This is a genomic window from Bradyrhizobium sp. 159, from assembly GCF_023073795.1.
Lineage (GTDB): Bacteria > Pseudomonadota > Alphaproteobacteria > Rhizobiales > Xanthobacteraceae > Bradyrhizobium.
Genome location: NZ_JADPKE010000005.1, coordinates 162,542 through 177,986 on the forward strand (window position 1 = coordinate 162,542; position 15,445 = coordinate 177,986).

14 protein-coding genes are annotated in these 15,445 nt (G+C 65.1%); 13 read left to right on the forward strand and 1 reads right to left on the reverse strand.

Going from position 1 to position 15,445, the window contains the following annotated elements; genetic code table 11:
• Window positions 1-46 precede the first annotated feature (46 nt).
• From uvrC to IVA96_RS01340, 9 genes are all read left to right on the forward strand, one after another.
• Window positions 47-2,116, forward strand: coding sequence for an excinuclease ABC subunit UvrC (gene uvrC, locus IVA96_RS01300; RefSeq protein ID WP_247277560.1), 2,070 nt, complete (start codon window positions 47-49; stop codon window positions 2,114-2,116).
• Window positions 2,117-2,213: 97 nt separating this feature from the next.
• Window positions 2,214-2,831 carry a CDP-diacylglycerol--glycerol-3-phosphate 3-phosphatidyltransferase gene (gene pgsA / locus IVA96_RS01305; protein WP_247277561.1) on the forward strand — a complete coding sequence of 206 codons (618 nt, stop codon included), beginning with the start codon at window positions 2,214-2,216 and terminating at the stop codon, window positions 2,829-2,831.
• Window positions 2,828-3,079 (forward strand): molybdopterin converting factor subunit 1, encoded by a 252-nt coding sequence (moaD, locus tag IVA96_RS01310; RefSeq protein ID WP_247277562.1) that lies wholly within the window; start codon window positions 2,828-2,830, stop codon window positions 3,077-3,079. The genes pgsA and moaD overlap by 4 nt, the downstream gene beginning before the upstream one ends.
• 87 nt (window positions 3,080-3,166) lie before the next feature.
• Window positions 3,167-3,634: a molybdenum cofactor biosynthesis protein MoaE gene (locus tag IVA96_RS01315; RefSeq protein WP_247415058.1), complete on the forward strand. Its 468-nt coding sequence runs from the start codon at window positions 3,167-3,169 to the stop codon at window positions 3,632-3,634.
• Window positions 3,634-4,623, forward strand: coding sequence for a 50S ribosomal protein L3 N(5)-glutamine methyltransferase (gene prmB, locus IVA96_RS01320; RefSeq protein WP_247277564.1), 990 nt, complete (start codon window positions 3,634-3,636; stop codon window positions 4,621-4,623). Before IVA96_RS01315 ends, prmB begins: the two co-directional genes overlap by 1 nt.
• 89 nt (window positions 4,624-4,712) lie before the next feature.
• Window positions 4,713-5,300 (forward strand): phage holin family protein, encoded by a 588-nt coding sequence (locus IVA96_RS01325; protein ID WP_247277565.1) that lies wholly within the window; start codon window positions 4,713-4,715, stop codon window positions 5,298-5,300.
• A complete protein-coding gene (locus tag IVA96_RS01330; protein WP_247415061.1) occupies window positions 5,301-6,431 on the forward strand; it encodes a YihY/virulence factor BrkB family protein in 1,131 nt (376 codons plus the stop codon). It abuts the gene before it with no gap.
• Window positions 6,432-6,637: 206 nt separating this feature from the next.
• Entirely contained in the window at window positions 6,638-8,110 is a 1,473-nt protein-coding gene (locus IVA96_RS01335; RefSeq protein ID WP_247415063.1) for an EAL domain-containing protein, read from the forward strand.
• 15 nt (window positions 8,111-8,125) lie between these two features.
• Window positions 8,126-8,980 (forward strand): TIGR01459 family HAD-type hydrolase, encoded by an 855-nt coding sequence (locus IVA96_RS01340; RefSeq protein WP_247277568.1) that lies wholly within the window; start codon window positions 8,126-8,128, stop codon window positions 8,978-8,980.
• Between the two features lie 172 nt (window positions 8,981-9,152).
• Here the strand turns inward: IVA96_RS01340 and IVA96_RS01345 are convergent, their stop codons facing one another.
• On the reverse strand, window positions 9,153-9,548 hold the full coding sequence (locus IVA96_RS01345) for a response regulator (RefSeq protein WP_008567674.1): 396 nt from the start codon (window positions 9,546-9,548) through the stop codon (window positions 9,153-9,155).
• A 228-nt stretch (window positions 9,549-9,776) separates the two neighbouring features.
• On the opposite strand from IVA96_RS01345, the gene IVA96_RS01350 reads away from it, so the two are divergent.
• The 4 genes from IVA96_RS01350 (at window position 9,777) to IVA96_RS01365 (ending at window position 15,281) form a co-directional block, all read left to right on the forward strand.
• Window positions 9,777-10,748: a bifunctional riboflavin kinase/FAD synthetase gene (locus IVA96_RS01350; protein ID WP_247277569.1), complete on the forward strand. Its 972-nt coding sequence runs from the start codon at window positions 9,777-9,779 to the stop codon at window positions 10,746-10,748.
• A gap of 202 nt (window positions 10,749-10,950) precedes the next feature.
• Window positions 10,951-13,959, forward strand: coding sequence for an isoleucine--tRNA ligase (gene ileS / locus IVA96_RS01355; protein WP_247415065.1), 3,009 nt, complete (start codon window positions 10,951-10,953; stop codon window positions 13,957-13,959).
• A 10-nt stretch (window positions 13,960-13,969) separates the two neighbouring features.
• Complete coding sequence (lspA, locus tag IVA96_RS01360) at window positions 13,970-14,464, forward strand: signal peptidase II (protein WP_247277571.1); 495 nt, start codon at window positions 13,970-13,972, stop codon at window positions 14,462-14,464.
• A gap of 94 nt (window positions 14,465-14,558) precedes the next feature.
• The gene (locus IVA96_RS01365; RefSeq protein ID WP_247277753.1) at window positions 14,559-15,281 is read left to right on the forward strand and encodes a hypothetical protein; all 723 of its coding nucleotides are present in this window, start codon (window positions 14,559-14,561) and stop codon (window positions 15,279-15,281) included.
• Window positions 15,282-15,445: the final 164 nt, after the last annotated feature.

A 15,445-nucleotide genomic window follows, 5' to 3' on the forward strand; every position in this document is an offset into this window, starting at 1 on the left:
ACGGCCGGAACTTCAAATCGGCACCCCCAGCGCCTAAATTCGCACCATGGTTCACGATTCCCCCGACAATCCGGACGATGCACGTACGCGCAAACCCGTGCGCGTCACCGCACCGGACGCCCCGCCTCCGGAAACGGACATGGCGCCGCCGGACCTCGATCCCGCAACAGCGAGCGGCGACGACGAGGACGATGCGCGGCTGCCGGATATCCTGGAAGAGAGCGGCGCGGTCGGCGAGGGCCCGCTGGCGACCGGTCATGAGGCGATCGAGCGCGCGGTCCGGCTCGCCCCCACCTCGCCCGGGGTCTATCGCATGCTCAATGCGAACGCGGACGTGCTCTATGTCGGCAAGGCCAAGAACGTCAAAAAGCGCCTGTCCAACTACGCGCGCCAGAGTGCGCCGCAGCCGGCGCGCATCCTGCGCATGATCGCGGCCACGGTGACCGTGGAGATCGTCTCAACCACCACCGAGACGGAAGCACTGCTGCTGGAAGCCAACCTCATCAAGCAGCTGCGGCCGCGCTTCAACGTGCAGCTGCGCGACGACAAGTCGTTTCCCTACATCCTGATCACCGGCGACCATTGGGCGCCGCAGATCCTGAAGCACCGCGGCGCGCAGACCCGGCCGGGGCGCTATTTCGGCCCGTTCGCCTCGGCGGGCGCCGTGAACCGGACCATCACGGCCCTTCAGCGCGCATTCCTGATTCGCTCCTGCACCGATTCCTTCTTCGAGAGCCGCACCCGGCCCTGCCTGCTCTACCAGATCCGCCGCTGTGCCGGGCCCTGCACCCGCGAGATCGACTTCCCCGGCTATACGACCCTGGTGCGCGAAGCGACCGACTTCCTCTCCGGCAAGAGCCATGCGGTGAAGCAGGAACTCGCCGGCGAGATGGAGAAGGCCTCCGGCGAGCTCGAATTCGAGCGCGCTGCGCTCTATCGCGATCGCCTCGCCGCGCTGTCGGCGATCCAGTCGCAACAGGGCATCAATCCGCGCACGGTCGAGGAAGCCGACGTGTTCGCCATCCACCAGGAGGGCGGCTTCTCCTGCGTCGAGGTGTTCTTCTTCCGCACCGGACAGAACTGGGGCAACCGCGCCTATTTCCCGCGCGCGGAAAAGACATTTACCCCCGAGGAGGTGCTCGGCTCCTTCCTCGCCCAGTTCTACGACGACAAGCCGCCGCCGAAGAACATCCTGCTCTCGCACGAGATCGAGGAGAGCGAGCTGCTCGCCAATGCGCTGTCGACCAAAGCCGGCCACAAGGTCGAGGTCACCGCGCCCAAGCGCGGTGAGAAGAAGGAGCTCGTCACTCATGCGCTGACCAATGCGCGCGAGGCGCTCGGCCGCAAGCTCGCGGACACCGCGACGCAGAGCCGCCTGCTCGAGGCCATGGCCGCGACGCTGAGCCTGCCGCACGTGCCCAAGCGCATCGAGGTCTACGACAACAGCCACATCCAGGGCACCAATGCGGTCGGCGCCATGATCGTTGCCGGCCCGGACGGCTTCGTGAAGAACCAGTACCGCAAGTTCAACATCAAGTCGGAAGGACTGACGCCTGGCGACGACTACGCCATGATGCGCGAGGTGCTGGAGCGACGCTTCAAGCGACTGATCAATCCGCCCGAGGAAGGCGTGGCCAAGGCGAAGGAGGACGATTTCCCGCAATGGCCCGACCTCGTCATCATCGACGGCGGCCGCGGCCAGCTCAACGCCGTCCGCGAGATCTTTGCAGGTCTCGGCCTGACCCAGGTGTCGCTGATGTCGGTCGCCAAGGGGCCGGACCGGGATGCCGGTCGCGAGACCCTGTTCATGCCGGAGCGCGAGGCGATCAAGCTGGAGCCGCGCGATCCCGTGCTCTATTTCATCCAGCGCCTGCGCGACGAGGCTCACCGCTTCGTCATCGGCTCGCACCGCAAGCTGCGCAAGAAGGACATCCGCGAGGCCGGTTTGCAGGAGATTCCGGGCATCGGTCCGTCACGTAAACGTGCCTTGCTGCACCATTTCGGAACCCTGAAGGAGATCGAGCGGGCCTCGATCGCCGATCTCGGCAAGGTTCCGGGGGTGAGCGCCGAAAGCGCCCGCAGGATTTTCGAGTATTTCCATCCCCAGCCGGGATGAACTAAAGGGGGACCGCGGTCATATGATCGTTGCGTCCGCGCCTCATTTGGAGAGCGGGACGGTTGACGTTCAGGCACCAGCGGTATTGGTAGGACGGATGAACATCGCGACGACACGAGGGGCAACCAGGCGCTCGATGTCCCTTCCCAACATCCTGACCTACGGCCGGATCGCCGCGATCCCGGTCGTGGTCGGATGCATTTACGCGCAGTCGATCATGGACGGGCCGCTATGGCTGCGCTGGGTGGCGGTGGCCATCTTCATCGGCGCCGGGGTGACCGATTACCTTGACGGCTATTATGCGCGAATCTGGAATCAGCAATCAGCGTTCGGCCGGATGCTCGACCCGATCGCCGACAAGCTGCTGGTTGCCTCGTGCCTGCTGATGCTGGCCGCCGATGGCATCATCCATGGCTGGTCGCTGTGGGCCGCCATCGTAATCCTGTGCCGCGAGATCCTGGTCTCGGGCCTGCGCGAATATCTCGCCGCGCTGCGCGTCAGCGTGCCCGTAACGAAGCTCGCCAAATGGAAGACCACGGTCCAGCTCGTCGCCATCGGCTTCCTGCTCGCGGGCCCGGCCGGTGATGAGGTGGTGCCGGTGGTCTCGATGATCGGGCTGGCGCTGCTGTGGGCTTCGGCGATCCTCACCATCTACACCGGCTACGACTATTTCCGCGCTGGCATCCATCACCTCATCAAGGAGGACGAGGGATGAAGGTGAAATATTTCGCCTGGGTGCGCGAGCGCGTCGGCAAGGCCGAGGAGACCATCGAACCGCCCGCAACGGTGCGCACCGTCGAGGAGCTGATCGCCTGGCTGTCCGCCCAGAGCGAGGCCTATGCCTACGCCTTCGAGAAGCCGAAGGTGATCCGCGCCGCGATCGATCACGCCCACGCCAAGCCGGACACCGCGATCGCGGGCGCCCGCGAGATCGCGTTCTTCCCGCCGATGACCGGCGGCTAGGCCAATGTTCTCGAACACACCAGCATACGGTGCCACCACGCCTCTCCCTATCGGGGAGAGGTGTGGCACCGTCGGAGCGGGGCGAGCATGAGCTGCCCCGTCACCATCCGCATCCAGGAGGACGATTTCGAGCTCGCGCGCGAGATCGAAATCCTGACCAAGAGCCGCACCGACATCGGCGCGGTCGTGAGCTTCTCGGGCATCTGCCGCGCCGACGAGGATAGTGCGAAGGTCGCTGCGCTTACGCTCGAACATTATCCGGGCATGGCCGAAGAAGAGATCAAGCGTCACGTCGACGAGGCGACCTCGCGCTGGCCGCTGAACGGCGTCACGGTGATTCACCGCGTCGGCCGCTTCATGCCCGGCCAGAACATCGTGCTGGTGCTGACCGCTTCGCAGCACCGCCAGGCCGCGTTCCAGGCGGCCGAGTTCCTGATGGACTATCTCAAGACCAGCGCGCCGTTCTGGAAGAAGGAAGAGAGCGAAGCCGGCACCGGCTGGGTCGAGGCCGAGGCCCGCGACGACGAAGCCGCCGCACGCTGGACCCGGTCCTGATGGCAAGAGCATCCAAAAAGACCGCGCGTGGCCGCGGCGCGCCAAGACTTGCTAAGGTCGGTCTTGCTACGGTCGGTCTTGCTAAGGTCGCTCCTGGTGAGCTTGTCACGCTGCTCGATTTGGTCCGCTATGCGGTGAGCCGCTTTGTCGAAGCCGAGCTCGCCTTTGCCCACGGCACCACCGATCCGGTTGCCGAGGCGGCCTTCCTGGTCAGCGAGGCGCTGCATCTCAATCCCGAACAGTTCGAGCTTTTCGCCAACGCGCGTGTCACCCTCGCCGAGGGCAAGACCGTTCTCGATCTCATCCATCAGCGCGTCACCACGCGCAAACCGGCCGCCTATCTCGTCAACAAGATCTACATGCGCGGGCTACCCTTCTATGTCGACGAGCGCGTCATCGTTCCACGCTCCTTCATCGGCGAACTGCTGGACTCGCATTTTGGCGGCCACGGCACTGCCGGATCCCTGATTGACGATCCCACGGCGGTCGAGCGCGTGCTCGATCTCTGCACCGGATCGGGCTGCCTCGCCATCCTCGCCGCGCATCATTTTCCGAACGCCACCGTCGACGCCGTTGACATCTCCAAGGGCGCGATCGAGGTCGCTGCGCGAAATGTGGGCGAATACGGGCTCGAGAACCGGATCAGCCTGTATCGCGGCGACCTGTTCGCCCCGCTCGGCGATGCACGCTACGACCTGATCATCACCAATCCGCCCTACGTCGATGCGGAAGGCATGGCCGCGCTGCCGCCGGAGTGCCGGGCCGAGCCGAAGCTCGCCTTCGACGGCGGCGCCGACGGTCTCGACGTGGTGCGCCGTATCCTGCGCGAGGCGCCCGATCACCTGATGCCGGATGGCGGGCTGGTCTGCGAGATCGGCCGCGGCCGCGGACTAGTCGACGAGGCCTTTCCGGAACTGCCGCTGCTCTGGCTGGACACCGAAGACTCCGAGGGCGAGGTGTTCTGGATCGCAGCCGCCGATCTCGGCTGATCCGCTACGACGGGCACGCTCCCTCGGAACAAGTCAAATTCCGCCACGTTCACCCCCGACGAATTGTCTTGCTCTCGGAGGATGTCCGCATGCTCGCGCCATCGGGTGAATTGCTGCGCGCCGGCATGGCGCTCAAGCTCAACCACCTCAAACGCGCCGCACAATCGTATTTGCGCGACCGCACCAACCAAGCCACCGGACGGGCGACGTCCTATGCGGTCGCAGCCGGCCTGTTCGCGGTGGCCGGGCTATTCGTCATTGCGGCCTTCTTTGTCGGTCTGGTCGCGCTGTACCGTTGGGTTGCGATCACCTACGGGCAATTCTGGGGCTTTGGCGCCGTCGGAGCCTTGCTGCTGGTGCTCGCCGCAACCTGCGCCGGGGTGGCTCTGGCTCAAGTGAAGCGTCGGGACAAGCCGATCGTGCCGCTCGCCAGCCGGATGCGGGTTGCGATCGCCACCCCGCGGATTCCTCGCGGAACGGTCAAGCAGGCAGTGAAGGAGGTCGCAACGACGATCCCCCTCGTGCCGCTTGCGCCCGGTGAACGCGGTCGCGACAGCAAAGCCTGGCCGAACCGCGCCAACCGTCCCGTGCAACTTGGCCTGATGCTCGCGGCCGTCGGCCTGGTCGGGTTGACGGCTGCACGCCGGCGGCGTCACAGGCACGGATTGGAAGCGTGAATGCTGATGCGGCGCTCCGAGCAAATGGACAGTTGGCTGCTGGTGGCGGCTACGGCAGTGTTCGTGCTCACCGCGGAGCGCTACTTCCAGGACTCCGGCCTGGCCAAGTCGGGGCCTCCGCAAGACCATCGCAAGGCCGAGGCGAATTCACCGGAAACGCATCCGGCGAGCGCGGCCGTGGAGCCCCGCCGCGGCCGTCATGCCAAGAGCCCGTTCACGATCCCCTGGGCGGGCTGGAAGGACATCTTCTGGCGGACCTATCAGCGCATCGATGAGGATCGCCTGCTGGCGACCGCAGGCGGCGTCGTCTTTTTCGGCCTGCTCGCGATCTTTCCCGCTGTCACGGCACTTGTCTCCTCTTATGGCCTGTTCGCCGATCCCTCGACCATCAGCGCCAATCTCCAGACGCTTGCCACCATGCTGCCCGAGGGCTCGTTCCAGATCGTCGAGGACCAGGTCGCGCGCGTGGTGTCGCATGGCAACACGACGCTCGGGGCCACCTTCCTGCTCGGGCTTCTGCTTGCGATCTGGAGCGCCAATGCCGGCGTAAAGGCGATCTTCGACGCTCTCAACGTCGCCTATGAGGAGCGCGAGAAGCGTACTTTCATCAAGCTCAATATGGTGTCGCTGGCCTTCACTGTCGGCGGCATCGTAGCGCTGCTGCTGATGGTGGGCGCCGTCGTCGCCTTCCCGCTCGCGCTCAATCATCTCGGCATGGCGCCCGGAAGCAAGCTGATCGTGGCGCTGGCACGATGGCCGCTCCTGTTCCTCATCCTGCTCGTGGCGCTCGCCATCCTCTATCGCTTCGCGCCCAGCCGCGATGCGCCGCGCTGGCAATGGCTGAGCCTCGGCGCTGTGACGGCCTCCATCCTCTGGATCGCCGGCTCGGCGCTGCTGTCCTGGTATCTGTCAGAATTCGCCAATTACAACGCGACCTACGGCTCGCTCGGGGCAGCGATCGGCCTCATGATGTGGATGTGGATGTCGGCGATCGTCATCATGTTCGGAGCCGAGCTGAACTCGGAGATCGAACGGCAGACCCTGCGCGATACGACCACCGGGCGGCCGAAGCCGCTCGGCAGCCGCGAAGCCGTCTCGGCCGACACGGTCGGCGCGGCCGCGCCGTCCTGACGCTGCAATTCGGTCCGCCCCTGATCGTGAGCGCCGGTTGCAAAGCTTGCGCGCCAACCTCGGCCCGCGCGCCGGACGCCGCTATCCCCTCGAATCAACAATGATGTTAAGCTCACATGGCTCGGGGGAGCATGAGACGTGACGCGTCGGACGGCGGCCCGTGTTTTCCCGGTGAGACAGTCAGCTCTAGAGGCGTAACGCGCGGCATGATTCGCATTTCGACGATCTTCATCGCCATCTGCATGGTTCTGGTCGCGGCCTCGCTCGGGCTTGTGCTCTATTCGGTCGCCGGCATCAGCGGAACCGAATCCGCGATCGTGGCGCTGACCGCGCTGACCTTCCTGATCCTCTACAACGCGGTGTCGATGCGGCTGCGCGACCGCAGCGACGTCGGCGGCCAGATCGCCGACCTTTCGCGCGGCACCGCCGACCTCGCGCGCCAGGTGGCCGAGTTCGGCCGCCGGTTAGCTGCAATCGAGGGACGCATCGCCTCGTCCAATTCGACCAACGCCGAGCGCATCCAGTCGGTGGTCGGCGAGATCAACGAACTCGGCGGACTGGTCAGGCAGCTCGCCACCACCGTCTCGGCCCATGAAGACCTGCTGGCTGGCGGCGCTCCGGTATCAGCCGCAAGCCCGGTCGAGAAACAGGAGCCCGCGCCGCTCGACCTGAGCGCGACGATCGAAGAGCGGCCGGCTGACCCGTCACCGCTGGCCGTTGCGCCTCCACCCCCGGCAGCGCAGCCGCGGCCTGCACAGACGGTCCCGGCCCAGCTCGCCAACGGCCGCAACCAGACCCAATTGTTGGCGACGCTGCGCAACGCGATCGAGGAAAACCGCATCGATATCTTCCTCCAGCCGATGGTGACGCTGCCGCAGCGCAAGGTGCGGTTCTACGAGGCCGTGACGCGCCTGCGCGATGAGCGCGATCAGCTGATCGCCGCTGAGGAGTTCATCAGCATCGCCGAGGCCTCCGGGCTGATCGGGCGCATCGACAACATGGTGATGCTGCGCTGTGTGCAGGTGCTGCGGCGCCTGATGGTGCGCAACAAGGATGTCGGCGTGTTCTGCAACGTCGCGGCCTCCACGCTCGGCAATTCCACCACCTTCGCGCAATGTCTCGACTTCCTTGAAGCCAACCGGGCGCTTGCGCCCTCGCTGGTGCTGGAGTTCAAGCAGTCGACCTTCCGTAACCTCGGTCCGGCCGAGACCGAGAATCTCGCCGCGCTCGCCCAGCGCGGCTTCCGCTTCTCGATCGACCATGTCACGGATTTGCGCATCGAGCCGCGCGAGCTCGCCGACCGCGGCGTGCGCTTCATCAAGGTGCCGGCCACGCTGCTGCTCGATCCGAAGCAGGCCTCGGCCTCGGACATCCACCCGTCCGACCTCTCCGACCTGCTCGGCCGCTTCGGCATCGACCTGATCGCCGAACGGATCGAGGGCGAGCGCGCGGTGGTCGACCTGCTCGATTATGACGTGCGGTTCGGCCAGGGCTTTTTGTTCGCACCGCCCCGGCCATTGCGGCCGGAAGGGTCATCTGCTACCGGCGGGGCCTCGCCGACCCCGGCGCAGGACATCCAGGGATCCAATGGCTCCGGTACACCCAGCTCAGGCGGGACATCTTCCGCGCCTCCGCCACAGCGTATCATCGGCAACGCGGCGCTCGCGCGCCGCATCTGATCGGCCGCACGCATCATGACGACGCTGCATTTTGTCGAAAGCCTGCGCGAGCTCGTGGGTGGCGTCGACGTCGTACTCAGCGACATCTGGGGCGTGGTCCATAACGGTCTCGAATCCTTCCCCGAAGCCTGCGAGGCGCTGCATACCTATCGCAGCCGCGGCGGTACGGTGATCCTGATTACCAACGCACCGCGCCCGGCCGACTCCGTGCAACGGCAATTGCGCAAGCTCGGCGTCGCGGACGAGACCTATGACGCGATCGTCTCGTCAGGCGACCTGACGCGGCTCTATGTCGCCGAGCATCCCGGCCGCAAGATGTTCTGGCTCGGCCCCGAGCGCGACAACTCGATTTATCGGGGCCTCGATGCGACGACCGCGCCGCTGGAGCAAGCCGATTACATCGTCTGCACCGGTCTCTATGACGACGAGACCGAGACGGCGGAAGACTATCGCGCAATGATGCTGAAGGCGCGCGAGCGCAAGCTGACGCTGGTGTGTGCCAACCCTGACATCGTGGTCGAACGCGGCGACCGGCTGATCTACTGCGCCGGCGCCATCGCCGAGCTCTATCGTGAGCTCGGAGGCGAGGTGATCTTCTACGGCAAGCCGCACCGGCCGATCTATGAGCGCGCGATGGCGCTCGCCTGTGAACGCCAGGGCCACCCGATCGACCGGCGGAAGGTGCTGGCGATCGGTGATTCCGTCCGCACCGATCTCACCGGCGCGCGCGAGTTCGGCATCGACTGCCTGTTCGTCACCCGCGGCATTCATGCCGAAGAGTTCGAGGGCCTCGACCAGCTCGACCCGGCGTCCGTGATGGAATTGTTCGGCCATCCGCCGAAGGCGCTGATGCGCGAATTGAAGTGGTAGAAATATCGTGCCCGGGACGCCATAAGCGCGTTTACGCGCGTGTTCGACGCGCTATGGCGAAGCGCGCAGAGCGACGGCCCAGACGCCGCAAGTGAAGTCGTGGATAGACTGGGTCCCGGCTCAGCGTCGCGTCACTGATGTGCCGCGCCTTGTCCGGGGACGCCAAAGTGCCTTACGCGCTTGCCATGTCCGGGAAGACCGCCTCGATCTTGGTCTTCAGCGTCGCCGCGTTGAACGGCTTGACGATGTAGTTGTTCACGCCGGCCTTCTTGGCTGCGATCACGTTCTCGGTCTTGGACTCGGCCGTGATCATGATGAAGGGCGTGGTGGCAAGGTTCGGATCCGCGCGCACTTCGCGCAGGAGGTCGTAACCCGTCATCGGCTCCATGTTCCAGTCGGAGATCACGAGCCCGTACTTCTTACCGCGCATCTTGTTCAGCGCTGCCGAACCGTCGCTGGCATCATCGATATTCTCGAAGCCAAGCTGCTTCAGCAGATTCCTGATGATACGGATCATGGTGCTGTAGTCATCCACCACCAGAACCGGCATCGACAAATCAACCGCCATCTCGACTCCCCCAACGCAAACGCAGGAATATTACGACCGGACCTGCCAAGCGAAGCCCGGCAGTTCCACGCCTCAAGGAGTAGCATCAAGGCGTTAAACAGCCCGTTAACTGCGGACGCCGCCAACGGACTGAAATCGTGTTCGATGTCCGGCTCCGCCCGCTTGACTTGGTCAGGTCGGTCGAGCCACGGTCCGGCCCGGTCCTGCCCCGGTTCGAGAATTCCCCTGATGGCCTCGCCTTTTACCGTCATCCGCGACACAACGCCGGATTCCGCGATTCCGCGGGGTGCAGTGGTCGCCATGGGCAATTTCGACGGCGTTCATCTCGGCCATCGAGCCGTGATCACGGCCGCCCTGGAAATGGGCCGGGCGCATGGCCGCCCTGCGCTGGCATTGACCTTCGAGCCGCATCCGCGGCGGTTTTTCAGCCCCAACACCCCACAATTCCGCCTGACGGACGAGCGGGCCAAGCTGCGGCTTTTGGCCGGCACCGGCCTTGCCGGTGCCGTGGTCATGACCTTCGACAAGGCGCGCGCCGGAACCAGCGCGCAAGATTTCATACACCATGACCTGATCGGCCGGCTCGGCGTCAGCGGAATTGCCGTCGGCTACGACTTCCATTTCGGCAAGGGTCGCGTCGGCTCGCCGAGCCTGCTGGTCAACGAGGCGCCCCGGCTCGGCATCGAGGTCGACGTGCAACCCCATATCGATATCGACGAGCGGCCGGTCTCCTCCAGCGCGATCCGGATCGCGCTCGCCGAGGGGCAACTCGATGAAGCCACCACCATGCTGGGTGCTCCCTGGTTCATCACCGGCGAGGTGATCCACGGCGAGAAGCGCGGCCGCGACCTTGGCTATCCCACCGCCAACATCCGCCTGGACGCCAATTGCGGACTCAAGCACGGCATCTATGCCGTGCGGGTCGGCCGCGGCGCCGAGCGCCTCGACGGCGTGGCGAGTTTCGGCTGCCGCCCGACCTTCGACAATGGCGCGCCGCTGCTCGAAATCTTCCTGTTCGACTTCAAGGGCGATCTTTACGGGCAGGTGCTCGACTGCGCTTTCGTCGGCTTCATCCGCGAAGAGCTGAAATTCGACAGCCTGGAGGCCCTGATCCGCCAGATGGACGACGATTCCGCCCGCGCCCGCGCCATGTTGGCCGCCGCCCCGGATGCGTTTCCGAAGCTTGGCGTGATCGATTGAGCCTGAAACCGGGCCACCCCAACCTTTGCGCTTCCCCCGTCCGGCTGCTATGGAGAGCCCATGTTTGCGCGGCGCATCATAGGGATTAGCGGCCCGGCTTCCGCCTGAGCCTTCGGCTCGGCGCAAGACCGGGATGTGTCGTCTCACCCCGCGATTCCCTATCGCCATCCGTTTCCCGCGCCCTTCCGAGCCAGTCAGCCTCATGTCCGAAAAGCCGCAAAAGTCGCAAAAGTCTGAAATCAAAGACTATTCGAAAACCCTGTTCCTGCCGCAGACCGAATTCCCAATGCGCGCCGGCCTGCCGCAGCGGGAGCCGGAGATCCTCAAGCGCTGGTATGAGATCGGCCTCTACGAGAAGCTGCGCGAGAGTGCGAAGGGCCGCGCAAAATTCGTGCTGCATGACGGCCCGCCCTACGCCAACGGCAACATCCATATCGGCACGGCGCTGAACAAGATCCTGAAGGATCTCGTCACCAAGAGCCAGCAGATGCTCGGCTTCGATTCCAACTACGTGCCGGGCTGGGACTGCCACGGCCTGCCGATCGAGTGGAAGGTCGAGGAAGAGCACTATCGCAAGAAGGGCAAGCAGAAGCCCGACTTCCGCGATAGTGCCGCAATGATCGACTTCCGCAAGGAATGTCGCGCCTATGCGACGCATTGGCTCGGCGTGCAGCGCGAGGAATTCAAGCGCTTGGGGGTGATCGGCGACTGGGACCATCCCTACGCCACGATGAGCTATCCCGCCGAAGCCCAGATCGCGCGCGAGCTGATGAAGTTTGCCGCCAACGGCACGCTCTATCGCGGCTCCAAGCCGGTGATGTGGAGCGTGGTCGAGAAGACCGCGCTGGCCGAAGCCGAAGTGGAGTACGAGGACTACACATCGGACACGGTGTGGGTGAAGTTTCCGGTGACCTCGCCCGCGCACGGTGCGCTCGCCTCCGCAAGCATCGTGATCTGGACCACGACGCCATGGACGCTGCCGGGTAACCGCGCCATCTCGTTCTCGCCGAAGATCGGCTATGGCCTCTACAAGGTGACGGACGCGCCCGCCGACAATTGGGCCAAGCCCGGCGATCTCCTCATCCTCGCCGATGCGCTCGCTGCAGAAGTCTTTAAGCAGGCGCGCGTGACGGCCTATGAGAAGGTCCGCGACGTCCCCGGCGACACCATGGATGCGATCGAGTGTACCCATCCGCTGAAGGGCCTCGCCGGCGGCTACGACTTCATCGTGCCGCTCTTGCCCGGCGACCACGTCACGGATGACACCGGCACCGGGTTCGTGCACACGGCACCCGGCCATGGCCGCGAGGACTTCGACGCATGGACGGCGCAGGCGCGCGATCTCGATGCGCGCGGCATCAACACCGCGATCCCCTATACCGTCGATGAGAACGGCGCCTACACCGATCATGCGCCGGGCTTTGCCGGCAAGCGCGTCATCAACGACAAGGGCGAGAAGGGCGACGCCAACGAGGCCGTGATCAAGGCGCTCGTCGAAAGAGGCATGCTGCTCGCGCGCGGTCGGCTGAAGCATCAATACCCGCACTCCTGGCGCTCCAAGAAGCCGGTGATCTTCCGCAACACGCCGCAATGGTTCATCGCGATGGACAAGGATGTTGCCGCTGACGGCAACACCAAGTCCGGCGACACGCTGCGCGCCCGCGCGCTGCACGCGATCTCGGTGACGCAATGGGTGCCGCCGTCCGGCGAGAATCGCATCAACGGCATGATCGAGGCCCGCCCGGATTGGGTGATCTCGCGCCAACGCGCCTGGGGCGTGCCGATCGCCGTGTTCGTGCGCGAGAAGGGCGACGGCTCGGCCGAGATCCTCCAGGACGAGGCCGTCAATGCGCGCATTGGGCAAGCATTCGAGAACGAAGGCGCGGACGCCTGGTATGCGAAGGGAGCGCGCGAGCGCTTCCTCGGGCCCCGCGCCAACGAAGACTGGCAGAAGGTCGACGACATTCTCGACGTCTGGTTCGATTCAGGCTCGACGCACGCCTTTGTGCTCGAAGACCCCGTACATTTCCCTGGCCTTGCCGGCATCAGGCGCAAGGTCGACGGCGGCACCGACACGGTGATGTATCTCGAAGGCTCGGACCAGCATCGTGGCTGGTTCCACTCATCGCTGCTGGAGAGCTGCGGCACGCGCGGTCGCGCGCCCTATGACATCGTGCTGACCCACGGCTTCACCCAGGCCGAGGACGGCCGCAAGATGTCGAAGTCGCTCGGCAACACCATTGAGCCGCAGGCCGTCATCAAGGAATCCGGCGCCGACATCCTGAGACTCTGGGTTGCGTCCTGCGACTACACCGACGACCAGCGCATCGGCCCCGAGATCCTGAAGAACACCGTCGAGACCTATCGCAAGCTCCGTAACACCGTGCGCTGGATGCTGGGTACGCTGCATCACTACAAGCCGGCCGACGCAATCGAGCCCGCCGAGATGCCGGAACTGGAGCGCTTGATGCTGCACGAGCTCGCGGTGCGCGCCGCCGCGATCGGCAAGGCCTATCGGGAGTTCGACTACAAGACGGTGGTCGCTATCCTGTCCGCCTTCCTCAACAGCGAGCTGTCAGCGTTCTATTTCGACATCCGCAAGGACACGCTCTATTGCGACCCGCCGTCCTCGCTGACGCGCAAAGCGGCGCTGACGACCATCGACCTGTTGTGCGCCTCGATCCTGAAATGGCTGGCGCCGATCCTGAGCTTCACCGCGGAGGAAGCCTGGCGCATGTACCGGCCGAACGCTGAGCCCTCGGTGCATCTGACGCTGTTTCCTGATGGCCTCGAGAATCTCCGCGACGACAAGCTCGCCGCCAACTGGGAGACGATCCGCAACGTGCGCCGCGTCGTCACCGGCGCACTCGAGCTCGAACGCGCCGCCAAGAACATCGGCTCCTCGCTCGAGGCCTCGCCGGTGATCTATGTCGCCGACCGGGCCATGCTGGCGACGTTGTTCGACGTCGATCTCGCCGAAGTCTGCATCACCTCGAACTACGAGGTGCGCGAGGGCGAGGCGCCGGTTTCCGCGTTCCGTCTCGATGCCGTGCCGGGCGTCGCAGTCGTCGTCGAGAAGGCGGTCGGCACCAAGTGCGCCCGCTCCTGGAAGATCTCAACGGCAGTGGGCGAAGACGCTGAATACCCCGACGTCACCCCGCGCGACGCCAAGGCGCTGCGCGAATGGAAGGCGCTGGGGGTGGCGGTCTGACCGGCCAGCCATGACCCCGCTGCGCGCCGGCATCCTCACGGCCATGGTCACGCTGGTGGCCGACCAGGCCTCTAAACTTTGGCTGTTGAACGTGTTCGATCTCGCCCATCGCGGCGCGGTCCGGGTAACGCCGTTCTTCGATTTGGTGCTGGCCTGGAACATCGGCATCAGCTTCGGCTGGCTCCAGAACGACAGCCAGGCGGCGCAGCTCGCGCTGATGGCCGTGAAAGGTATCGCGGTGGTCGCGCTGGCGATCTGGATGGCCCGCTCCCACACCCTCCTTGCCACGATCGCGCTCGGCCTGATCATCGGCGGCGCCATCGGCAATGGCATTGACCGCCTGGCCTATGGCGCGGTGGTGGATTTCGCCCTGTTTCACATCGAGATTGGCGGAAATATCTATGATTGGTACGTGTTTAACCTCGCCGACGTGGCCATCGTTGCTGGGGTGGCGGCGCTATTGTATGATTCCTTCTTGGGGGTACCCGCCGCAAAAGCGCCCTGATCCCGGCCGATACGACCGGCGGGTGGAACCCGCTTTTGCGAGGGTCAAGCGGCGTGCGAGCGGCAATCTGCCACAATATGGAACAGGTATGGTGATGCGCAGCTCGAAGACCAGCGGTTCGATGGTTCGAGACCCCCAACGAGGGTTCTGGCGGGCATTGAAATTGTCCGCAGTCGCGCTCGGCATCGGTCTCGTCATGTCGTCCGGCGCCGCCCGCGCCGGTGACGACGACGAGGACGACGACATGACTTTCGAAGAGAAGCTCATCGACAATCTGATGTCCGGCATCGGCGCCAAGAGCATGGAGAAGCCCGGCATCGAGTACCGCGAGCGTTCGCCGCTGGTCGTGCCGCCCAAGCTCGACCTGCCGCCGCCCGCCGCAACCCAGGCCAAGAATGCGCCGAACTGGCCGAAGGACCCTGACGAGAAACGCCGCAAGGAAGCCATTGCCGCGCGGAAGAAGGCCAACAAGGCGCAGGAGAGCTGGCAAGCCGCTCAGCCGCTGTCGCCCGCCGAGATGAAGGCCGGCCAGGTCGCCGCGGCCCCCCGCACCAGCAACGATCCGATTCAGCCGGGCACGAACGGCAACCCGTCGCTGATGCCGGCCGAGCTCGGCTATTCCGGCGGTCTCTGGGGCATGTTCAAGGGCAACAGCTCGGAAGAGAAGGCATTCACCAGCGAGCCGCCGCGCCAATCGCTCGTCGAGCCTCCGCCGGGTTATCAGACGCCGTCGCCGAACTACGCCTATGGCTCCGGACCGGACAAGTCGCGGCGGACCTATTTCGACATCATGTCGGGCAAGGACAAGGAACAATAGCGTTCCCGTCGCGCCGCGACGTCCTGCCAGAACCGAACCCTGCGCCGGCGACTCGTGCACGCCGGACGCGGTTCCCGAATTGCCGATCAGTAGCTTGCCTACGCGTTGAGTTCTCTGCTTCGTGACGCGAAGCCTCAGCCGCACGGTGTACCATGCCGTGCCTC